Origin of the sequence: Paraburkholderia terricola, assembly GCF_900142195.1 — a bacterium.
Lineage (GTDB): Bacteria > Pseudomonadota > Gammaproteobacteria > Burkholderiales > Burkholderiaceae > Paraburkholderia > Paraburkholderia terricola.
The window spans coordinates 1-20,460 of sequence record NZ_FRAB01000027.1 but is presented as its reverse complement, the minus strand read 5'-3'; the positions used below and the strand labels follow the sequence as shown (position 1 = coordinate 20,460).

The 20,460-nt window shown below is 64.1% G+C and carries 18 protein-coding genes and 1 pseudogene; 8 read left to right on the top strand and 11 right to left on the bottom strand.

Features of this window, described 5'->3' with window-relative positions; all coding sequences use genetic code 11:
• Window positions 1-174 precede the first annotated feature (174 nt).
• The 5 genes and pseudogenes from BUE39_RS21515 to BUE39_RS34365 form a co-directional block, all read right to left on the bottom strand.
• Complete coding sequence (locus BUE39_RS21515; protein ID WP_073430746.1) at window positions 175-1,326, bottom strand: porin; 1,152 nt, start codon at window positions 1,324-1,326, stop codon at window positions 175-177.
• Window positions 1,327-1,923: 597 nt separating this feature from the next.
• A complete protein-coding gene (locus BUE39_RS21510) occupies window positions 1,924-2,703 on the bottom strand; it encodes an ABC transporter ATP-binding protein (protein ID WP_073430745.1) in 780 nt (259 codons plus the stop codon).
• A gap of 49 nt (window positions 2,704-2,752) precedes the next feature.
• Window positions 2,753-3,466: an ABC transporter permease gene (locus tag BUE39_RS21505; RefSeq protein WP_073430744.1), complete on the bottom strand. Its 714-nt coding sequence runs from the start codon at window positions 3,464-3,466 to the stop codon at window positions 2,753-2,755.
• Window positions 3,463-4,152: an ABC transporter permease gene (locus tag BUE39_RS21500; RefSeq protein ID WP_073430743.1), complete on the bottom strand. Its 690-nt coding sequence runs from the start codon at window positions 4,150-4,152 to the stop codon at window positions 3,463-3,465. Before BUE39_RS21500 ends, BUE39_RS21505 begins: the two co-directional genes overlap by 4 nt.
• A gap of 220 nt (window positions 4,153-4,372) precedes the next feature.
• Window positions 4,373-4,513, bottom strand: a pseudogene (locus BUE39_RS34365) (ABC transporter substrate-binding protein); the annotation flags it as partial.
• 576 nt (window positions 4,514-5,089) lie between these two features.
• On the opposite strand from BUE39_RS34365, the gene BUE39_RS21495 reads away from it, so the two are divergent.
• Complete coding sequence (locus BUE39_RS21495) at window positions 5,090-5,800, top strand: pirin family protein (protein WP_073430742.1); 711 nt, start codon at window positions 5,090-5,092, stop codon at window positions 5,798-5,800.
• Window positions 5,801-5,975: 175 nt separating this feature from the next.
• Here BUE39_RS21495 and BUE39_RS21490 read toward each other — a convergent pair whose 3' ends face one another.
• On the bottom strand, window positions 5,976-6,509 hold the full coding sequence (locus tag BUE39_RS21490) for a periplasmic heavy metal sensor (protein ID WP_073430741.1): 534 nt from the start codon (window positions 6,507-6,509) through the stop codon (window positions 5,976-5,978).
• A gap of 219 nt (window positions 6,510-6,728) precedes the next feature.
• On the opposite strand from BUE39_RS21490, the gene BUE39_RS21485 reads away from it, so the two are divergent.
• Both BUE39_RS21485 and BUE39_RS21480 read left to right on the top strand, forming a co-directional pair.
• The gene (locus BUE39_RS21485) at window positions 6,729-7,454 is read left to right on the top strand and encodes a response regulator (RefSeq protein ID WP_073430740.1); all 726 of its coding nucleotides are present in this window, start codon (window positions 6,729-6,731) and stop codon (window positions 7,452-7,454) included.
• Window positions 7,438-8,754 carry an ATP-binding protein gene (locus BUE39_RS21480; RefSeq protein WP_073430739.1) on the top strand — a complete coding sequence of 439 codons (1,317 nt, stop codon included), beginning with the start codon at window positions 7,438-7,440 and terminating at the stop codon, window positions 8,752-8,754. The genes BUE39_RS21485 and BUE39_RS21480 overlap by 17 nt, the downstream gene beginning before the upstream one ends.
• Window positions 8,755-8,814: 60 nt before the next feature.
• On the opposite strand, the gene BUE39_RS21475 is transcribed toward BUE39_RS21480, so the two are convergent.
• Together BUE39_RS21475 and BUE39_RS21470 are read right to left on the bottom strand one after the other, a co-directional pair.
• Window positions 8,815-9,081, bottom strand: a complete 267-nt coding sequence (locus BUE39_RS21475; RefSeq protein WP_073430738.1) for a hypothetical protein — start codon at window positions 9,079-9,081, stop codon at window positions 8,815-8,817.
• Between the two features lie 138 nt (window positions 9,082-9,219).
• Complete coding sequence (locus BUE39_RS21470; protein WP_073430737.1) at window positions 9,220-10,911, bottom strand: sensor domain-containing diguanylate cyclase; 1,692 nt, start codon at window positions 10,909-10,911, stop codon at window positions 9,220-9,222.
• A 706-nt stretch (window positions 10,912-11,617) separates the two neighbouring features.
• Between BUE39_RS21470 and BUE39_RS21465 the strand changes: the two genes are divergently transcribed.
• Window positions 11,618-13,369, top strand: a complete 1,752-nt coding sequence (locus BUE39_RS21465) for an ABC transporter permease (protein ID WP_073430736.1) — start codon at window positions 11,618-11,620, stop codon at window positions 13,367-13,369.
• Between the two features lie 18 nt (window positions 13,370-13,387).
• Window positions 13,388-14,734: an ABC transporter ATP-binding protein gene (locus BUE39_RS21460; RefSeq protein ID WP_073430735.1), complete on the top strand. Its 1,347-nt coding sequence runs from the start codon at window positions 13,388-13,390 to the stop codon at window positions 14,732-14,734.
• Between the two features lie 88 nt (window positions 14,735-14,822).
• Here BUE39_RS21460 and BUE39_RS21455 read toward each other — a convergent pair whose 3' ends face one another.
• The 3 genes from BUE39_RS21455 to BUE39_RS21445 all read right to left on the bottom strand — a co-directional run bounded on the left by BUE39_RS21455 (window position 14,823) and on the right by BUE39_RS21445 (window position 17,387).
• The gene (locus tag BUE39_RS21455) at window positions 14,823-15,404 is read right to left on the bottom strand and encodes a hypothetical protein (protein ID WP_073430734.1); all 582 of its coding nucleotides are present in this window, start codon (window positions 15,402-15,404) and stop codon (window positions 14,823-14,825) included.
• Window positions 15,401-15,979, bottom strand: coding sequence for a hypothetical protein (locus BUE39_RS21450; protein ID WP_073430733.1), 579 nt, complete (start codon window positions 15,977-15,979; stop codon window positions 15,401-15,403). The genes BUE39_RS21455 and BUE39_RS21450 overlap by 4 nt, the downstream gene beginning before the upstream one ends.
• 349 nt (window positions 15,980-16,328) lie before the next feature.
• Complete coding sequence (locus tag BUE39_RS21445; RefSeq protein WP_073430732.1) at window positions 16,329-17,387, bottom strand: sigma-54 interaction domain-containing protein; 1,059 nt, start codon at window positions 17,385-17,387, stop codon at window positions 16,329-16,331.
• Window positions 17,388-17,743: 356 nt separating this feature from the next.
• On the opposite strand from BUE39_RS21445, the gene BUE39_RS21440 reads away from it, so the two are divergent.
• The 3 genes from BUE39_RS21440 to BUE39_RS21430 all read left to right on the top strand — a co-directional run bounded on the left by BUE39_RS21440 (window position 17,744) and on the right by BUE39_RS21430 (window position 20,075).
• A complete protein-coding gene (locus BUE39_RS21440; RefSeq protein ID WP_073430731.1) occupies window positions 17,744-18,061 on the top strand; it encodes an ElaB/YgaM/YqjD family protein in 318 nt (105 codons plus the stop codon).
• Window positions 18,062-18,108: 47 nt separating this feature from the next.
• A complete protein-coding gene (locus tag BUE39_RS21435) occupies window positions 18,109-18,375 on the top strand; it encodes a hypothetical protein (protein WP_073430730.1) in 267 nt (88 codons plus the stop codon).
• Between the two features lie 299 nt (window positions 18,376-18,674).
• Window positions 18,675-20,075 (top strand): sigma-54-dependent transcriptional regulator, encoded by a 1,401-nt coding sequence (locus tag BUE39_RS21430; protein ID WP_073430729.1) that lies wholly within the window; start codon window positions 18,675-18,677, stop codon window positions 20,073-20,075.
• The last annotated feature ends 385 nt before the right edge of the window (window positions 20,076-20,460 follow it).

Genomic DNA, 20,460 nt, shown 5'->3' with positions numbered 1-20,460 from the left:
CGGTGCATCGCGGGCAGTTGCGGCAATCGCAATACCGCTCTTCAGAATAAAAAACGGTGCGATACCCTTGCGGACATCGCACCGATACGCGCCTCTCGCAGCAGCGTGAAAAAGATTCTCTCGAAGAACTTCTGACTCGCCCCGAAGGAACTCCCCTCGGGGCGCACCGTTCGCTTAGAACGAGTGTTGAATACCTGCGTAGACGCCGGTTTGGTTATGACCTTGCAGCGGGTTGTCCGTGCTGCTTGCCAGACCTGCGTTGTTCGCATTCAGGCCATAGTTGGCCGATTTGCTGTTTCGCACCTGTGCAACCTGCATATCCAGCAGCGTGCGCTTCGACAGGTTGTACGTACCGCCAACCGTGTAGATCGTCGCATTGCCCGCGCCGTTGTTGCCGTTCACGTGGTAGACCGCTGCGATCAGCGCGGCAGCCGGCGTTGCTTGCCACGTCACGCCGCCCCACTCGTGGTCGAGCGTGGTCGGCTGACCCGGCAGAACGCCCCGGGCACCCGCCGAGCGGATAGCCTGGTAAGCGGCCTGGATCTTGAACTGGCCGAGGAACACGTTCACGAGCGCCGAGTATTCACGCGATGCCGAGAACACGCCGCCGCCTGCGTTGGCCGTATTGATGGTGTCGAGGTTCGCGCCGTACAGGTTGCCGTTAGCCGGATTGCGGATTTCGTCATACAGACCGCGAATCTGGAACAACGAGTTCGTGTACGTGATCTGCGCGCCGGCTTCGCGACCTTGAGCAGTTGTGCCGTTGCCGTTCCAGCTCGTTGCGTTCGACAGCGCGTATTGACCGTAGAAGTCAAAGCCCGCGATCTTCGGCGACTGGTACGCGAAGTTGTTGCTCGATTGCGGCCAGTTGCGGCCACGCACCAGCGATGCCGACGACCAGTTGGATTGACCGAACGGGTCGAAGTCCCACACGCCGTTCGAGATGAAGAGCATGCGGCCCATCGTGAACGTACCGAACTGGTCGTTCGCCAAGCCGATGGTTGCCCAACGATTGAAGAGACCGCCGCCGCCAGGGCCCGAACCCGTCATCGTGTTGAAGGAGCCTTCCAACTGGAAGAGGACCTTGTTGCCGCCACCGATGTCTTCAACACCCTTCAAGCCCCACAGGCTGGTACCCCAGTCGCCGCTTTCCGCGCGCCAACGGTTCGTGCTGCCAGTTGCCTGGCCGGCTGCGCCAGTGCCTTGCGGAACGCCCGACATGTACTCCAGGCCAGCGTCAAGACGTCCGTACAGCGTGACGCTGCTTTGGGCGTGCGCAACAACACCGGCTGTCATCAGCGCAGCGGCGAGCAAAGCTTTCTTCATCTTCTCCTCCATACCCTGTCAAAAAGTGAAACCCAGTACTGCGAGTGGTGTTCGGACGCCAGCAGCGCCGAACAGAAATCGGTACCAGGGAGATTAGCGGGTGGATTGGGTCTCCTGCCGTGACGTGTAGCCTTGGGGCTATCTGGTCGTCATGCCGATCCCTCGCCGACCGGTTCTCCTCTGTGCTTTGAAGTGAAACTACTTTTACTGGACTTTGTTTTGCTACTTTGGTTACTAATTTATCAAAAATACACTTCTGTGGGAGAAGAAATTAGTACCTCCATTGTTCGATGTCTCCAAATTGCAATAGGAATGTGCGCAATAAAGGGTTCGGGGGCCCACAAAAACACCGAAAACCCTTATGCGACAAGGGAACCACGGTTCGGCGGGAGCAACCTTAAGGATTGCCACTATTGACGCTGCAAACGTGGCGGGGTAGGCGGGGAGTTGTAGCTGGGGAGCGGCTCGAAGGCCGTTTTCGCGGCGAAAAACACCTGAATGCAAAGGTGAGCGAAACAAAAAAGGCGCTCGTAAGCGCCTTGTAATACTACATTCACTACAACCCAAATACCGGGTTGCGCGCGAGCCGCGCAGCGTTCATTTGAGGCTGCCGGAGAGGAACTGTTTCAGGCGTTCGCTCTTCGTATTCTTGAAGACCTCGTCGGGGTGACCTTCTTCTTCCACGCGGCCTTGATGCAGGAACATCACGTGATTCGACACGTTGCGCGCGAACGCCATTTCGTGCGTGACGACGATCATCGTGCGGCCTTCCTCGGCGAGCGTCTGCATGACCTTGAGCACTTCGCCGACCAGTTCGGGGTCGAGCGCGGAAGTGGGCTCGTCGAACAGCATGACGTCCGGATGCATGGCGAGCGCGCGCGCGATTGCCACGCGCTGCTGCTGGCCGCCCGACAGATGCGATGGATACTGCTTCTCGAGACGCGGCGCGAGGCCCACTTTCTCCAGGTATTCACGCGCGCGCTCTTCGGCGTCTTTCCGCTTCATGCCCAGCACGTTGACCGGCGCCTCGATGATGTTCTCGAGCACGTTCATGTGCGACCACAGGTTGAAGTGCTGAAACACCATCGACAGCCTGGTGCGCACGCGCTGCAACTGCTTCGGGTCGGACACGCGCAACGCGCCGTTTTTCGCGATCTGCGTACGCACTTCCTCACCGTCGACGAAAATGCGCCCCGAGTTCGGCTGCTCGAGAAAGTTGATGCAGCGAAGCATCGTGCTCTTACCCGAGCCGGACGAGCCGATCACGCTGATCACGTCGCCGGCGTTGGCCTTCAGCGACACGCCCTTGAGGACTTCGTTGTCGCCGTACTGTTTGTGAAGCTCGTCGACGAAGAGCTTTTGCTTCCTGGTGTTCATCGGAGTCCTTGGCGGGCTTCTTTGCTTGGGAGCGGGTCACGCCCCGGGGTTACTTGCCTTGCGGCCGCAGGTAGGCGAGCCAGCGGCGCTCGGCGCGGCGGAACAGCCACACGAGCGCGAAGGAAATCAGCAGATAGAGAACGGCGGCGAGGCCGAACGCATTGAACGACTGGTACGTCGCGGAGTTCACGTCGCGGGCGATCTTGAGGATGTCCGGCACGGTCGCGGTGAAGGCGACCGTGGTGGCATGCAGCATCAGGATCACTTCGTTGCTGTAGTAGGGCAGCGCGCGGCGCAGCGCCGAGGGCAGAATCACGCGCCGGTACAGCGTGAACGACGACATGCCATACGCGCGCGCCGCTTCGATTTCGCCATACGGCGTGGCCTTGATCGCGCCCGCGAAAATTTCCGTGGTGTACGCGCAGGTGTTCAGCGTGAACGCGAGCAGCGTGCAATTCATGCCGTCGCGGAAGAACGCGTTGGTCAGCTCGTGATTGCGAATGATCTCGAGGCTGTACAAGCCGGTGTAGCAGAGCAGCAACTGCACGTAGAGCGGCGTGCCGCGAAAGATATACGTGTAGAGCCACACGAGGCCGGCAAGCCACTTCTTCTTCGACACGCGCGCCACCGCCAGCGGAATCGACAGGCAGAAGCCGAGTCCGATCGACACCACCAGCAGCCACAGCGTGATCGCGAGGCCGGTGAAGCGATAGCCGTCGGTATAGAGATAGTTGCGCCAGTATTCCTGAATGATCTCGATCATAGATCCGCCTTTCGCACGCCGGTCGAGTAACGCTTTTCGAGGTACATCAGCACGAAGTTGGACACTGTGGTGATGACGAGATAGATCGCCCCCGCGAACAGGGTGAAGAAGAAGAACCGCAGCGTGCCCTTGCCGGCGTCCTGCGAGGCCTTGACGACATCGGCGAGACCGATGATCGACACCAGCGCCGTGGCCTTCACCATCACCTGCCAGTTATTGCCGATGCCGGGCAGCGCGAAGCGCATCATCTGCGGGAACATCACGCGCGAGAACACCTGCCAGCCGGTCATGCCGTAGGCCGCGCCCGCTTCGAGCTGGCCGCGCGGCACCGCGAGAAACGCGCCGCGGAAGGTCTCGGTGAAGTACGCGCCGTAGATGAAGCCAAGCACCGCGACGCCGGCCACGAACGGATCGATGTCGATCTGCTCCCAGCCGAGCAGATCGGTCAGGTTGTTCAGCCAGATCTGGATGCTGTAGAACAACAGCAGCATCAGCACCAGATCGGGCACGCCGCGCACGAGCGTCGTATAGACCGTGCCGGCGCCGTATGACAAGCGGTTCTTCGACAGTTTCGCCGCCGCGCCGAGCAGGCCCAGCACGAAAGCGAACGCCAGCGACAACACCGCCAGTTTGACGGTTTGCCAGGTGCCGTTGAGAAGCAGCGGGCCGTAGCCTTGAAGGAACATATGGGGGTCCTTGACGATGCGTTGCGACGCACCGGCGAAAGACGCGGCCGGCTCTGCGCCGCGTTTGCCGCGAGCTAGGGCTCGCCGTGACCTGCGGCGCACAGCGCACCGCTGTGCAAATCATGACTGCATGGCCGTTGCCGGCCGTGCGCGCTTTTCGACTCTCGTTTTGAAACTGGTCCTGAAGCTATGTCGACTGTATTCCGCAGCCGGCGGACAGCCCCTGCGGCTCGCCGCCCGCCGCCTTCGATCCGAACGGCGGATAGCTGGCGTCCACCCCGATGCGCACGGTTTTCCATTCTGTTGCCACGGCGCTCCCGGCCGTGACGGCAAGCGCCACGCGCAGTGCGAGCTTCTTCATGTTTCTCCTGGATCAAACTGATCGTCGTGATGCGCCGATCCCGGCGACCCGCCGGCTCGTGGCTGGCCGTCGCTATTCTAGGCGGTCAAAATTGTCGCGCCGCGCCGGGGAAATCCGGCCTGCATCGCGCCGGCGGCCTTTTGACGTCACGAGGGCGTGGCCCGAAGAGCGCGGCGATCCCCGGCGCGGTCGGGATGCCGATGCCGCCCGCTTACGTCTTCCGCGTGCCCACACGGCTTGAAAAGCGCGGTATTTTACCCGAACAGACACGCGACGCCAGTCCGCAGCGCGACAGCGGCAACCAGGCCGGCGCGGGCGTTGTGCGAGCGCGACGCCGTTTCGGTTTCGCAGACCGTGGTCCGCCGTGGCGGCCGGACATCGGAACGAGGTTCTGTCGCCCGCCGGTCCTCAGCCGGCCGTGGCGGAGGCTACGGCAACGGGACCGCAAGCGCCACGCGCCGCGTCGGCGCCCGATTGCGCCGATTTATGGAACGCTCCAGTGCGCCCACGCCGATTGTTTAGCGGCGGCCGTGCCCATACATTCCGTGCATCGCTATTGACTCATCGGAGTACACCATGATCGAGATTCGCCGTTCCGCCGAACGCGGCCATGCCAACCACGGCTGGCTCGACTCGTATCACAGCTTCTCGTTTGCCGACTATGCCGATCCGCGGAACGTGCATTTCGGCCCGCTGCGGGTCATCAATGAAGACCGCGTCGCGGGCGGCCAGGGTTTCGGCGCGCACGGGCATCGCGACATGGAGATCGTCACCTATGTGCTCGACGGCGCGCTTGCTCACCGTGACAGCATGGGCAACGGCTCGACCATCCGTTACGGCGACGTGCAGCGCATGAGCGCCGGCACGGGCGTCATGCACAGCGAGTTCAACGCGTCGCCGGAGGAGCCGGTGCATCTGCTGCAGATCTGGGTGATTCCGCAACGCGCGGGCGACCCGCCCGGCTACGAGGAAAAACATTTCGACGCCGCCGACAAGCGCGGCCGTCTGCGTGTGATCGCTTCGCCCGACGGCCGCGACGGCTCGGTGACGATTCATGCGGATGCGTCGATCCACGCGGCGTTGATCGACGGCGCGGAAGAGGCCCGCTTCGCGTTGCCGCAGGGTCGCCAGGCCTATGTGCACGTGGCGCGCGGCGCGCTGACCGTGAACGGCGAAGCGCTTCAGGCCGGCGACGCGGCCAAGCTGACCGGCGTCGACACTGTGACGCTGGAGAAGGGCGAGGACGCGGAAGTACTGCTGTTCGATCTCGGCCCGCTCGACGGCTAAACGCCCAACGGGGCGCGCGGGCAGGGATCGACGCGGATCGCTCGCGAGGCATTCATCGACGGAATGGCCGGACGCGCAGCCGCGAGGCCAAACAGAAACGCCACGGAATACCTCCGTGGCGTTTCTGCATTCGCGAGACGGCCGCGCGGGCGGCCGGTCTTCCCGCCCGGTGCGCTTACTGGCTGGCGGCCGGCGCCGACGCCGCGCCCTTGCGATGCTCCCAGCGCTCGCGCATCTTCTCGTGACGCGCTTCCATCTTCGCGAAGCGCTGCTTCAGCGCCGTGCTGACGGTGGTCTTCTGCTGGTCGTTCAGGCCGTTATAGAACTTGAGCCAGGTATCCGTGGTTTGCTGGCGCAGTTGCGCGTCTTTCTGCTCGATCTGCTGGTGCGCGGCGGCCATCGCGTTCAGATCCAGGATCGGCTGTTGCTGCGCGGCCTTGAACTGGCTCTTGATCTGCTCGTGATCGGCGCGCATCGCCTCGTGGTTCTGCTTCATGGTGTCGAGCGCGGCTTGCCACTGCCGTTCCTGATCGGCGTTCAGCTTCAACTGATCGTGCAGTTGCGTGAGTTCCTTCATGAAGTGGCCATGCCAGCCGCCGGGGCCGCCGCGGGCCTCGTGAGCGGGTTGCGCGGCATAGGCGGCGCCGGCGCCGATGGCGAGGGCGGTGGCGGCAACGGCGAGAACGCGCGAGATCTTTTTGGTGGACATATGAGGCTCCTTGTAATGGAATAGCCGACGATGCAACCGGTAAAGTAGGCGGCCTGCATTCGGTAAGACACAGCGTAGAGAACTGCGCCTCGGGCTGTGTTACGCGGCTCGATGCCGCTATTACGGGCCATTACGTGCGGCTTTCACGGTAACACCCGGTAACCCTTGCGGGCCTTATCGAAACAGAAACCCTTCCTGCTGCGCGTTAAACTTCATTCCATGGCTACTCAAATACTTGTTGTCGACGACGACGTCGAATTGCGCGACCTGCTGCGCGACTATCTGGCCCGTCAGGGCATCGAGGTGTCGGTGCTGCATGACGCCGCCTCGCTCGAGCGCAGGCTCGAACGCGAGCGTCCCGACCTGATCGTGCTCGACCTGATGATGCCGGGCGTCGACGGGCTGACCGCGCTGCGCAAGCTGCGCGCCTCGGGCGACGACATTCCCGTGATCATGCTCACCGCGCGTGCGGACGACGTCGACCGTATCGTCGGGCTCGAGCTCGGCGCCGACGACTACCTCGGCAAGCCGTTCAACCCGCGCGAGTTGCTGGCGCGCGTGCAGGCGGTGCTGCGGCGGCGCCGCACGCTGCCGTCGTCGGCGGCGCCGGAGCAGCGCGAGCCGTTCAGCTTCGGCCGCTTCACGCTGGATTTCCAGTCGCGCACGCTGCATATGGAAAACAAGCCGCTCACGCTGTCGGGCAGCGAATTCGCGCTGCTAAAGATTTTCGTCAATCACCCCATGCGCACGCTCACCCGCGAGCGCCTGCTCGAACTGCTGCACGGTCCGGAATACGACGGCACCGACCGCGGTATCGACGTGCAGGTGTGGCGTCTGCGCCGCATCCTCGAAACCGATCCGTCCACGCCGCGCTTCATTCAGACGGTGCGCGGCCGCGGCTACGTGTTCGTCCCCGACGGCGACCAGCATGCGCCGGCCCATTGATTCGCTGTTCGGGCGGCTGGCGCTGCTAGTCGTCGCGGTGCTGCTGCTGTCGCATTTCGCCTGGTACGCGTTGATGCGTCTGGAGCGTAGCCAGTCGCAAACGCGCTATGCCGTCGAGGAAGCCGTTTTTCTCGTCGACGCGGTGCGCCAGCACGTCGCCCGTTCGCCGGATCAGCCCTTGCCGTCGCGCGTCAAGCTGGTCGATCCGGCAAGCCCCGACGTGCCCGCGGATAACCCGGATCTGCCGCCGTCGCCCAGCCGTTTTCTCGATGACGTCCGCGATCGCATGCCCTCCGGCACCCAGGTGCGGATCGACCGGCCGGGCCACCCGCCTACGCTGTGGGTGCGCGCCCCCACGGACCGCAGCTGGATCGTCGTGCCGCTGCAGCCATTGCGCCCGCCGCGCTCGATCGACCGCATGGTGCTGTGGCTCGCCATCATTTTCTCGTTCGCCGTGATGGCGGCGCTGTTCGCCGCGTGGGCGTTGCAGCAGCCGTTGCGCTCGCTCGCCCAGGCGGTGGCGCGCTTCGGTCGCGGCTTGCCGGTGCCGCCGGTGCCCGAGCGCGGTCCGCGCGAATTGCGTCAGCTCACGCATGGCTTCAACCAGATGGTGCGTGAAGTTGAGCGAACCGAGAACGACCGCGCGGTGATGCTCGCGGGCGTCGCGCACGACCTGAAAACGCCGCTGGCGCGTTTGCGCCTGCGCGCCGAAATGATGGATGAGCCGAAGATGCGCGATGGCGTGGTGCGCGACGTCGATTCGATGACGCACATCGTCGAGCAGTTCCTGGTGTTCGCGCACGACGGCGCCGATCGCAGCGAAGCGGTCGAAGTGGACGCGCAATGCGAGCGGGTCGTGCGCAGTTATCGCGCGGTGGCCGCGGGTGCGCCCACCGTGCAGACCGAACTGCACGCGGGGCCGGGATTCGTGCTGCCCGCCGCCACGCTCGACCGCATCCTCTCGAACCTGCTGGATAACGCGCACGCCTACGGCGCGCCGCCGATCGTCGTCGCCACGGCGCGTACGCCGCAAGGCTTCACGCTGTCGGTGAGCGACAACGGCGGCGGCATCGCCGCGCAAGATGTCATCAATGCCAGCCGGCCGTTCGTGCGGCTCGATCCGGCGCGCGGCGGCAACGGCCATAGCGGCCTCGGCCTTGCCATCGTCGAGCGGCTGGTGCGGCGTGCGGGCGGGGAGTGGGAAATCGGCAACCACGGCGGGCGTGGTTTGCGGGTGTCGATGAGCTTTCCGTTTCAGGCGGTGCCGCGTGCCGCGGCCGCCTCGGAAAGCGCCTGGTAGATTCGGCTGGCGCCCGCTCCGCTGTGGCGGTATCGCAGGCGCGCTTGCGCTGTGTGCGCGTTAGTCGGAGAACAGCGTGTTCAGCGCGGTCGCCGCTTCGCTGTCCACCGTATTCCACGTCACCGTTTCGGCTTCGAAGATGTAGTGCGTGGTGTATTTGCCCAACCTCGCGAGTATCTCTTCCTGAATCAGTTCCGGCGCGACATCCAGTTTCAGATACCACGTCGTGGATGACAGGCGCGTCTGGAACGCGCCGTATTCGGCCAGCAGATGGTCGAACGCGTCAGCATCCTGATCGCGACAGACAATGACCAGATTTCCCTTCATGCAAATCTCCCGTTAAAGCGGTAGCGGCAACCTCGATATTCAGGTCGATGATACCTGCTTCGCCACGGGACCCCGAGGCCGGGACTTGCGTTGCATCGGCGAACGCGCTCGATCGGACGCCGGCTCGGCAAGACGGCTTTACCAGACGCTGGCCACCGTGCGCGCGGGCGGCGCGGTGTCGTCGGGCGGGAGCGCTTCGGTGCGGTCGCGGCCGCCTGTTTTCGCCGCGTACAGCGCCGTGTCGGCGCGGCTCATGATCCGCTCGGGCAGATCGTCGGGCGAGAGTTCCGTGATGCCGATGCTCACGCTCAAGCCCACGGAGGGCGGCAGCTTGGGCGACGGCACCGCTTTCAGACGCAGGCGCAGTCGCTCGACCACCTCGCGCCCGCCGGCCAGATCCGTGGCCGGCAGCAGCAAGCCGAACTCCTCGCCGCCGAGCCGGCCGATCGCATCGGCGCCGCGCAGTTCGGTGCGGCACGTCTCGACGAAATGCTCGAGCGCGCGGTCGCCGGCGGCATGGCCGAAGCGGTCGTTGATCTGCTTGAAGTGGTCGAGGTCGGCGATCGCCATGCACAGCGGCTCGTTGTTCGCACGCGCGCGTTCGATCTCGTGGCGCAGCAGATCGAGGAAATAGCGCCGCGACAGCGCGCCCGTCAGCGCATCGTGACGCGCCTCGGCCGAGAGCAAGGTATTGGCCGATTGCAGTTGCTCGGCCAGATCGCGCGTCGCGCGGTGGTGGCGCCGCTCGCGCACATACGAGACCGTGATCACCCACGCGAGCGCAACCGTGCCGGCCAGCGTCAGGAACACCAGCAGATGGTCGCGCTTATGATTGCGCAGCAGTTCGGGCCACGCCGCGAGCGGGTCGACCAGATGCGCGGACAGCCCCGAGTTCAGTCCGCCGCGAGCCTGATAGAGCGACGGCGTGGGCTGCTCGGTCATGCCGAACAGTTGCCCGGCGACGGCCGTGGGCACCCAGGGCGCCTGCTCGCGCACCTGGGCATCGACCTTGATGCGCATGTCCGGAAAGGTTTCGCGGCGATAGATGAGCCTGCGCTCTGACACGCTCATCTGCGTGACGCGCGAATTCGGCAGCGCGTGGCCTTCGAGTTCGCTGTTGTGGGCCATGATGATGACACCGTTCTCGTCGGCGACGAAGGTCCCGGCATGCGCGACCCAGTGGCGCAGCCGCGCGATCCCGACCTTCGCCGACACCACGCCGACCAGCACGCCGTCCGCGTACACCGGCGCGGCAATGAAGATGCCCGGCTCGCCGCTCGTGCGGCCGACGCCGTAGGCTTCCGAAAACGCGCCGACCAGCGCGCTCGTCAAATAACTGCGTGAGCGCATGTCGACGCCGACGAACGAACGCTCCGCCGCTGACGCGTTATTGATCGAGTCGCTCGATGCGACGCAAATGCCGTTGGCGTTGACGAGCCAGATCTGGTCGAGTCCGGAGAAGCCTTGCGCGTCGTGCAGGAAGCCGCTCACGGCGGTGATCCGCGCGTCTTTCAACAACGCGGCGCGGCGGGCGGGTTCCGTCGCTTCGCCGTTCGCGGCATAATTCTGCGATTGCACCAGCGCGTGCTGGATCAGGTCCATTTCGGCCATGGTCGCGGGAATGGCCCGAGACATGGCGAGGTCGCTGGCGATCACCTCGGCCATGTTGTCGACGATCGAGGTGGACATTTGCCGCTGCGCGCGCAAGGCCGCGCCCAGCTCTTGCTGTACCATCCGGTCCGCGACCATGCCGGCCACGAACCAGCAAACCAGTATGACCAGCGCGAAACTGATCGGCCCGGTTGCCTGGCGCAAGGTTGTCCTGTTCATCGACCCTCTGATCCGTCTGGCTGTGACATGCAACTAGCTCATTCGTGGCAGCGCGCCCGCGCCGTTTCGCTGCTGTTGAAGCGGTTGGCGATAGGCCGCCGCCGTGGTCCGGGATAAACCGCGATGTGGCGCCTCGCCTCCTGATTTTAACCGTCGTGGGGACAGACGCCACCCTTATTCCGGGAATGCGAAGTGCGCGCGGCGCACCGATCAGGTTCTTAACGGCCAGGCCACCGGTTTCTGAATGGCTATGCGGGTTTTCCAGATCGCTTCGGCCGCCGCGCCTTGGCTCTTATCGGACATGTTGGTGTTCGCACCGTGAGCAACGGCTCGCGGCAAGGCATGGGCGGCGTTAGTGAAAGGACCGGCGGCGGAGCGCTGCTGTTATTCGCCGCGATTTGCCATGAAAGGTTGTGCCTGAAACATAGGATGGTGTAGTGTCGTGCCGTCCAAAAGAAGGAAAGCTCGCCAGCCCACGGGCGGCGCCTGCGGCGACGGGAGTCCGGGTTGATGGTTGCGGTCCTGGGCGACTCGTCCACGGACACGTCCGTCACCGGTCCACGTGTCACCCACGCTAACGATTTACCGCGCACACGCGTTTTGCCATGCCTGATTTCCGCTTTCCGGACCGATCTTCAGACCGCCGCGGCGAAGCCGCGGCCGCCTTCCCGCGTTCGAACGCCTGCATGAACGGGGAGCGCGCCTGATGGATTTCAACTTCAACCTGAAGCGCACCGCCAATGCGTCGGCATGGCGGGTATTGCCCAATCGCTGGGACTTCGTCGCCTTTCCGTTGATCATCTGCATCATCGCGATGGCGGCGATCGGCTTTCACGAGACGCTTGCGCCGATGTCGACGCTCAAGACCCAGGCGATCTCGCTCGACCCCTCGAACCTGCCTGAATATGCGATGCGCACGACCCTGCGCATGCTGGCGGCCATGGTCGCCTCGCTGATCTTCACGCTGGCCTACGGCACGCTGGCCGCCAAGAGCCGCCGCGCGGGTCTCGTGCTTGTGCCGATTCTCGACATCCTGCAGTCGGTGCCGGTGCTCGGCTACATCTCGTTTACGGTCACGTTCTTTCTCGCGCTGTTTCCGGGCCGCGTGCTCGGCGCAGAACTCGCGGCGATCTTCGCGATCTTCACGAGCCAGGCGTGGAACATGACGTTCAGCTTCTATCAGTCGCTGCGCACCGTGCCGCGCGATCTCGACGAAGTCTCGCGCGGCTTTCACCTGACCTCGTGGCAGCGCTTCTGGAAGCTGGAAGTGCCGTTCTCGATGCCCGGCCTCATCTGGAACATGATGATGTCGATGTCGGGCGGCTGGTTCTTCGTGGTCGCCTCGGAGGCGATCACGGTCGGCAACCGCTCGATCACGCTGCCGGGGATCGGCGCCTATCTGGCGCAGGCGATCGTCGAGCAGAACCTCCACGCGATCGGCTGGGTGATCCTCGCGATGACGGTCGTGATTCTCGCCTACGACCAGTTGCTGTTCCGTCCGCTCGTCGCATGGGCCGACAAGTTCCGCATGGAAACCACCAGTTCGGGCGACGCGCCCGAATCGTGGCTGCTCGACCTGATTCGCCGCACGCGTCTGATTCACCGCCTGCTCGTGCCGCTCGGCTGGATGTTCGCGAAGGCCGCGCGCGTGCCGTTCCGCTTGCCGGCGATCCAGGGGCGGCGCTTTCAGATGCCGCGGATCCAGAAGCGCTCGCGCGTCGGCGACATCGCGTGGGCGGCGCTGGTGCTGGCCGGCACCGTGTACGTGGTGTATCGGGTGTTCATCTATGTGCGCACCGGCGTCTCGCTCGACGAAGTCGGCCATGTGCTCGTGCTGGGTCTCATCACGCTGTTGCGCGTGGTGTTGCTGATCGCGCTGGCGTCGGTGGTGTGGGTGCCGGTGGGTGTGCTGATCGGGCTGCGTCCGGCGCTTGCCGAAAAGATCCAGCCGCTCGCGCAGTTTCTGGCCGCGTTTCCGGCCAACCTGCTGTTCCCGGTGTTCGTCATCGCGATCGTGCGCTTCCGTCTGAACCCAGACATCTGGCTGTCGCCGCTGATCGTGCTCGGCACCCAGTGGTATATCCTGTTCAACGTGATTGCCGGCGCGACCTCGTATCCGAACGACTATCGCGAGGCGGCCAAGAACTTCCACATTCGCGGCTGGCAATGGTGGCGCCAGGCCATTCTGCCGGGCATTTTCCCGTACTACGTGACGGGCGCGATCACGGCCTCGGGCGGCGCGTGGAACGCGAGCATCGTCGCCGAATTCGTTCAGTGGGGCGACACCCGGGTGATGGCGCACGGACTCGGCGCCTACATCGCGCAGTCCACCGAGGCGGGCGACTACCCGAAGATCATCGTGGGCATCGCCGTGATGTCCCTGTTCGTGACTCTGTTCAACCGCCTGCTGTGGCGTCCGATGTACGCCTATGCCGAAGCCAAGCTCCGGCTCGATTGAGTAATAAGGCAAAACGCGATGCAAAATCCTAAAGCTGCTATGACCGCCGCGCCGATCCAGACGCCGCCGAAGCCGCCGCGCCTCGGCGAAGAGATCCTGCGCGTCAAGGACGTGTGCCGCGGGTTCAACAAGTCGCAGGGCGAACTGCTCGTCCTCGACGACGCGAACCTGTCGCTGCGCGAAGGCGAGATCGTCGGTTTGCTGGGCCGCTCAGGCTCGGGCAAATCGACGCTGTTGCGCATCATCGCCGGTCTGATCGAACCGACCGACGGCGAAGTGACATATATGGGCAAGCCGCTCGACGGTCCCGCGAAAGGCGTCGCAATGGTGTTTCAGACCTTCGCGCTGTTCCCGTGGCTGACCGTGCTGCAGAACGTCGAAGCAGGTCTCGAGGCGCAGGGCGTGGCTGCGCGCGAGCGCCGCGAACGCGCGCTTGCCGCGATCGACCTGATCGGTCTCGACGGCTTCGAGAATGCTTATCCGCGCGAGTTGTCGGGCGGCATGCGTCAGCGCGTCGGTTTCGCGCGCGCGCTGGTGGTCGATCCCACGCTGCTGCTGATGGACGAGCCGTTCTCCGCGCTCGACGTGCTCACGGCCGAAACGCTGCGCACCGACTTGCTCGATCTGTGGACGCAAGGCCGCATGCCGATCAAGGCGGTGCTGATCGTCACGCACAACATCGAGGAAGCGGTGTTCATGTGCGACCGGATTCTCGTGCTGTCGTCCAATCCGGGCCGCGTGATCGCCGAGATCAAGGTGCCGTTCAAGCATCCGCGCAACCGGCTGGATCCGGCGTTCCGGCGGCTGGTCGACGAAATCTACGCGAAGATGACCGCGCGTCAGACCGACGAAAAGACCAAGAAGGGGTTGGAGCTGCACAGTTGGCTGCCGCACGTGTCGACCAACCTGATGGCCGGTCTGATCGAGACGCTCGCCGCCGCGCCGTATCATGGCCGCGCCGACATGCCGGAGATCGCGCGCTCGCTGCATCTGGAAGTGGACGATCTGTTCCCGGTGGCCGAAGTGCTGCAACACCTGGGCTTCGCGGACGTGCGCGAGGGCGATATTTTCCTGACGCCGCCGGCGCGTGTGTTCGCCGAGTTCGGCACCCAGGAACGCAAGATGATGTTCGCCGAGCATCTGCTGCGGCACGTGCCGCTCGCCGCGCGGATCAAGAAGGTGCTGAACGAGCGGCCGGGGCATCGCGCGCCGCGCGTGCGCTTCGAGCAGGAGCTGGAGGATTTCCTGTCGGACAGCGCCGCGGAAGAGACGCTCGACGCGGTCATCAACTGGGGCCGTTATGGCGAGATCTTCTCGTACAACGACCAGACGGAAATCTTCAGCCTGGAAGACGTGGAGTCTTAAGGGCGTTCCGGCCGATTGATGCGTTTCAAGTAAAAACGGCAGGGTCTCCCTGCCGTTTTTTCATTGCCGCCCGAGTTTTGCCGCGCGCTTATTGCAGCGCACCCCAGCGCGCGACCGCCGGTTCCGCGGACGCCCACTTCCAGCCTTTGTCCTGCCGGCAGGCGCTCGCGGTGTACCAGTCTTCATGTGCGTTCGGGCCGTCGCCGTCCTGCACCGAGAACACGAACTCCTTGCACAGCGCGAGGGCCGAGCCGAACGCGCGCGTCACGCGCACCTGGCCGTGGCCGTTCTCGATCGGCAGCGCATGCTTGACCGCCCACGGCCGCGTCTCGCCGACCGGCATCGCGCCCGCCAATGCGGCGATCATATTCTGCTGGTCGGTGTGCATGGTGCGCATGTAGCGGCCGATCGCTTCGTCGGTCGCGGCCTGCACGGCAATGCCGACGCCAATGCCCACCGCCGGATTCGATGTGATGAGACCGGACGCGACGCCGGCCGCCGCGCCGCTCGCCGCGCCGACCGACGAACAGCCGCTCGTCAACAGGCTCGCCCCGACACAGACCGCGCCGGCCAGCAGAAGCCGCAGCCGGTTGCCGGAAAGCGAAGCCGTGCGGAAAAGCGGACGCTGGCGCCGATCCGCCAGCGAACGCAGATGCAAGCGCGCCGTCATTGCAGCGCGCCCCAGCGTTCGGTGGCGGGTTCAGCCGATGCCCATTTCCAGTTGTCGCCGTCGCGGCAGATCGACGCGACGTAGAACGCGCTGCTTGCCGGCACATTCTTGGTGGCGGTTTGATCGACCGAGAAAACGATTTCCTTGCAGTCGAGTGCACCCGTGCTGATCGCGCGGCTGACCGTGACGCGGCCATGTTCGTCGTCCTCGATCGGCACCGAGTGAGTGACGCTCCACGGCGCGACCGCGCCGACCTCGAGCGGCCCGGCGATTCTTGCGATGCCGTCCTGCGTGTTCTTGTGAACCACGCGCTCGGAGTACTGGACGCCGGCGCGGGCCGCGGCCACCGCGCCGAGACCGATGCCGGTGGCGACGGCCGCATTGCTGGTGACCTTCGCCGCGAGCGCGGCGCCCGCGATACCGGCGCTTGTGGTGGCGCCTTCGGAATAGAGCGAACTACAGCCGCTCAGCGCCGACGTCACCGCCACTGCCAACGCAACGAGCGCTGTTGTATTGATGCGTCCGCGCCTCGTCGTTTGTTTCACGCCCGCCGCCCACACGATACTTTTCTGCATGTCCCTGTCCGTGCTCCTGCAAGTGTCGCGCGCTCATACTCGAAACCGATGTGTGAACGAGCGGCACGCCTTTCCATCGTTGCAATATGCGCTGCCGCATTTTGCAGGATGCCATTTGTAATTGGCAGAGGGAAAGTGCAAGGAATTGCAAAAGATGATGCGAGGCAAATCGGTTTCTGCTTGCGGTGACGGCCGATTTGATTGGCGATGCGAAGGGATCGATAGAGATTGCGTGACGCGCTGAACGCGCTCGTTGCACCTTCCGTTGCATCTAGCGTGCGAACTTCCGGCACCGGCCAACCAAAGGCGCGCTCACGCGATTGAATCACGTGAGCGTTGCAGCCGAGGCTTACGGCTCGATTTCTTCCTCGGGGCCGTCTTCGCCGCCGTAAGCGCTCAGGCGGTTGTACAGCGTCTTCAGACTCACGCCGAGCGCCTTGGCCGCGCGCCGCTTGTCGCCGCCGCAATATTTGAGCGTGCCGAGAATGATCTGCTTTTGCGCGTCGGCGAGCGGCGTGCCGATCCACACGCTCATCGCGTCGCCCTGGGTCACGGGCTTCTTCACACGCGACGCGAGGTGCGGGTGCGGCAGCTCGACCGTCTTCTCCGCGAGAATGAACGCGCGATAAACCGCGTTCTTCAACTCGCGCACGTTGCCCGGCCACGACCAGGTGCGCAGCGTTTCGATCGAGCGCTTGCTGAAGCTCTTGTTCGCACCCTCCTGGTGGTTCAACTGCGCGAGGAAATGCTGCGCGAGCAGTTCGCGATCGTTTTCGCGCTCGCGCAACGGCGGCGCGCGCAAGGGAAACACCGCGAGTCGATACATGAGATCTTCACGCAGGCCGTTTTCCTTGACGGCCACCGCGGGGTCGCGATTGGTGGCGGCGATCACGCGTACGTCGCCGCTGATCAACTGGTTGCCGCCGACCCGATAGAAGGTGCCCGTCTCGAGCGCGCGCAACAGCTTGACTTGGCGCACCGGCGCCATTTCCGTGACTTCGTCGAGAAACAGCGTGCCGCCGTTCGCGTGTTCGAAGTAGCCGATGCGGCCTTGAACCGCGCCCGTGAAGCTGCCTTTCTCGTGGCCGAACAGTTCGGCTTCGATCAGTTCGTCGGGGATCGCGCCGCAGTTCACGGCGACGAACGGTGCGTTCTTGCGGCCGCTTTGATCGTGAATCGTGCGGGCGATCAATTCCTTACCCGTGCCGGATTCGCCAATGATGAGAGCGGTCGCGTCGGTGCCGGCAACGCGCTCGATCTGCTCGTACAGATCGAGCATCACCGGCGACGAGCCGTAGAGCAGCCCATACGATTTCAGTCCCGGGACGTCCGCGACGCGTTGCTTCGCGTTTGCCGAAGCGCCGCCGCCGGCGGAGACGCTGGGCGAGTCCACATCGATTGACGTCATAAACGGGGAGTCCTGTGCCAGGGGGTTCGTTGTTGCGGCGCGCAGGCCTGGGAACGAGATGGGCCGAAGCCGTCTCTCACAAAGGTCGATTTAACCACTTGCAGGCCGCTTACGGCAATCCGTGTAACGACGAGCCGCGACATTCGTGCGAAGTCGGTCGAGACTGCCTGAAGCGCGGCCGCGCCGCGAGCGCGCGATGGTTTTACCGGGCACGCGCCTTGCGCAATGCAGCCGATAGGCATGTGTTTCCCGCGCGATGACCTGTCGCGGCTTGGTGTGCGACGAATGCGCGTCGTCATCGGCGATGACGGACCCGGAACCACCCGCGACCGCTGAACTCAGACAAGGAGTGAATGATGACTGACACCACGCAACAGCTTGCGCTCGGCGGGCAGAAGATTGTCGAGGACCTGCGAGTGCTGCTGAAGGATTCGGAGGAAATGCTGCGGCTTGCGGCCAACGTGCCGGGCGAGGGCGTCGGCGTGTTGCGCGACAAGCTGGGCACGCATGTGGAGACGCTGCAATCCGCGCTCGGCGATGCGCAACAAGGCGCGCAGCGGCGCTATCGGGTTGCCGCGGTCAACACGAAACAGTATGTGCGGCACAACCCGTGGCGCGCGATCGGTATTGCCGCGGGCGTCGGCTTCCTGCTCGGCGTGCTGAGCGCGCGCTAACGCCCGGTTCGGCACGTATCCGCTTCACGACGACAAAGGAGTTCGCGATGACAGGACCCAAAATCGGCATCTTCGGCGCGTTGATGGCGCTCGGCGGCTTTCTCGCGGTCCGCTACGTGCAGCGTAGCCGCGCCGCGCAGATTCCGGCGGCGCGTGAACTGAGCCGCTGGGAGGGCGAGGGCGGCGCGGTGGCGGAAACGCCTGCCACGCCCGCCGGTGGCACGGCGGCGGCGACCGCGCCGGCCACGCATGGCGGCAACGGCTCGGCGCATCCGAACGGCAACGGCGGTGCGTGGCCGTTTCCACATAGCTGACCACGCCTTCACGCAGTGCTCGGCCGGCGTGCCGAGCGTCGAGCGCGCTCGGGCACGCATTGCCGGTTTGTCTCGATAAAGCCGTATAATAGGCAAATAAGCAACAATGACCCATCGCGCATGCGAATTTATCTGGTCATTGTTGCGTTATTGCACTAAGTCGAAGGTTCTGCGTTTTTGCGACACGTTGACGCGCTTCGGTGCTGGCGCAGCGTCGCGAGGCAACGGACCGCGACCCGTTTTTCCGGCATGCGCGTTAGCATGTTTCTTCACTCACGCTTTCAGGCTCTCGAGACGCGATGCCACATGTACTGATTGTCGATGACGATGCCGGTACCCGCGAGGCGCTTTCCGCCATCATCGGGGAAGACGGCTTGACCACCGCCACCGCGGGCGATCTGCGCGAAGCGCGCATTCAACTGGTCCGGCAAATGCCGGACGTCGTCTTTACCGACCTGAAGCTGCCCGACGGCAGCGGGGTCGATCTGTTCGAAGATCTGGATCCGCGCTCGGGCGTGGAAGTGATCGTGATCACTGGGCATGCCACGGTGGAGTCGGCGGTCAGCGCGCTGAAAATGGGCGCCACCGATTACCTCGTGAAGCCCATCAACATGCAGCGCGTGAAGGCGATTCTGTCGCGCCTGCCGCGCGCGGGCGACCTCAAGGCGGAAATCGGCACGTTGCGCGGCGAGTTGCGGCGCATGGGCCGCTTCGGCTTGATGCTCGGCAACTCGCCGGCCATGCAGGAGGTGTACGACCAGATCGGCCGCGTTGCGCCGACGGCGGCCTCCGTGATGCTGGTGGGCGAATCGGGCACCGGCAAGGAAGTCGCCGCACAGACGCTGCACGAACTGAGCTTGCGCCGCAAGCATGCGTTTCTGGCGGTGAACTGCGGCGCGATTTCGCCGAACCTGATCGAATCGGAGATGTTCGGTCATGAGCGCGGCTCGTTTACCGGCGCTGACCGTCAGCACAAGGGCTATTTCGAGCGCGCGAACGGCGGCACGCTGTTCCTCGACGAAATCACCGAGATGCCGATCGAGTTGCAGGTGAAGCTGCTGCGCGTGCTCGAAACCGGCATGTTCATGCGGGTCGGCACGACGAAGGAAATCGAAACCGACGTGCGCCTCATCGCGGCCACGAATCGCGATCCCGAGCAGGCCGTGCTCGAAGGCAAACTGCGGCTCGACCTGTACCACCGTCTGAATGTGTTCCCGATCAGTCTGCCGCCGCTGCGCGAGCGCGGCAAGGACGTGGAACTGTTGGCGCAGGCATTCCTCGACGAACTGAACGAACGCCACGGTACGAAGAAGCATTTCCCGGCGGCGGTGAAGGAAATGCTGCTGTCGTACCCGTGGCCGGGCAATGTGCGTGAACTGAAGAACTACGTGCAGCGCGCGCACATCATGTCGGGGACCGACTCCGATAGCACGGCGACCGTGCCGTTGCAGATCACGTTGTCGAAGCCTACCGCCGGCACGGCGATCACGATACCGTTTGGCACGTCGCTCGCCGAGGCGGATCGTCAACTGATTCTCGCGACGCTCGAGCAATGCGGTGGCGTGAAGACGCGTGCCGCGGAGATTCTCGGGATCAGTCTTAAGACGCTGTATAACCGGCTTGTCGAGTATGGGAATGATGCGCGGGAGGAAGGGGATTCGGCGGATGAGTCGCGGGCTTTGGGTGGGGCGGATGTTTGAAGGTTTTTGCCTGCTCGGCGGCTTGGGTTGTGGTTTTGTTGTTTTTGGCCTTTTCTTGATTTGTTAGTGGTCTATTGGGGTTGCCCCTGTGCGGGGCAATGCTCTCAACTTAAGCCTCAAAGAGCTTGTAAACGAGGCATTGCCCCTGTAAACTTCATCGCATAACTCACTGATAAATCAACGATATGAACTCAAATACCAGCGTCCTCGCGGCTTCTGGCTGAGTTCTCCGATTTCCTGCTCGATCCGGCGCTCGCCGATCGCGTGCGTCGTTCTCCCACTGCCTTTACCCGCAATCGCACACTGACCTTGCCGCGCATGGCCGCGCTGATGATGTCCGGCATGTGCGCCAGTGTGCAGGCCGAACTTGACGCGCTATTCGGCG

Coding starts and splice junctions, on each gene's coding strand:
- BUE39_RS21515 (WP_073430746.1), bottom strand. CDS start 1,326: ATGAAGAAAGCTTTGCTCGCCGCTGCGCTGATGACAGCCGGTGTTGTT.
- BUE39_RS21510 (WP_073430745.1), bottom strand. CDS start 2,703: ATGAACACCAGGAAGCAAAAGCTCTTCGTCGACGAGCTTCACAAACAG.
- BUE39_RS21505 (WP_073430744.1), bottom strand. CDS start 3,466: ATGATCGAGATCATTCAGGAATACTGGCGCAACTATCTCTATACCGAC.
- BUE39_RS21500 (WP_073430743.1), bottom strand. CDS start 4,152: ATGTTCCTTCAAGGCTACGGCCCGCTGCTTCTCAACGGCACCTGGCAA.
- BUE39_RS21495 (WP_073430742.1), top strand. CDS start 5,090: ATGATCGAGATTCGCCGTTCCGCCGAACGCGGCCATGCCAACCACGGC.
- BUE39_RS21490 (WP_073430741.1), bottom strand. CDS start 6,509: ATGTCCACCAAAAAGATCTCGCGCGTTCTCGCCGTTGCCGCCACCGCC.
- BUE39_RS21485 (WP_073430740.1), top strand. CDS start 6,729: ATGGCTACTCAAATACTTGTTGTCGACGACGACGTCGAATTGCGCGAC.
- BUE39_RS21480 (WP_073430739.1), top strand. CDS start 7,438: ATGCGCCGGCCCATTGATTCGCTGTTCGGGCGGCTGGCGCTGCTAGTC.
- BUE39_RS21475 (WP_073430738.1), bottom strand. CDS start 9,081: ATGAAGGGAAATCTGGTCATTGTCTGTCGCGATCAGGATGCTGACGCG.
- BUE39_RS21470 (WP_073430737.1), bottom strand. CDS start 10,911: ATGAACAGGACAACCTTGCGCCAGGCAACCGGGCCGATCAGTTTCGCG.
- BUE39_RS21465 (WP_073430736.1), top strand. CDS start 11,618: ATGGATTTCAACTTCAACCTGAAGCGCACCGCCAATGCGTCGGCATGG.
- BUE39_RS21460 (WP_073430735.1), top strand. CDS start 13,388: ATGCAAAATCCTAAAGCTGCTATGACCGCCGCGCCGATCCAGACGCCG.
- BUE39_RS21455 (WP_073430734.1), bottom strand. CDS start 15,404: ATGACGGCGCGCTTGCATCTGCGTTCGCTGGCGGATCGGCGCCAGCGT.
- BUE39_RS21450 (WP_073430733.1), bottom strand. CDS start 15,979: ATGCAGAAAAGTATCGTGTGGGCGGCGGGCGTGAAACAAACGACGAGG.
- BUE39_RS21445 (WP_073430732.1), bottom strand. CDS start 17,387: ATGACGTCAATCGATGTGGACTCGCCCAGCGTCTCCGCCGGCGGCGGC.
- BUE39_RS21440 (WP_073430731.1), top strand. CDS start 17,744: ATGACTGACACCACGCAACAGCTTGCGCTCGGCGGGCAGAAGATTGTC.
- BUE39_RS21435 (WP_073430730.1), top strand. CDS start 18,109: ATGACAGGACCCAAAATCGGCATCTTCGGCGCGTTGATGGCGCTCGGC.
- BUE39_RS21430 (WP_073430729.1), top strand. CDS start 18,675: ATGCCACATGTACTGATTGTCGATGACGATGCCGGTACCCGCGAGGCG.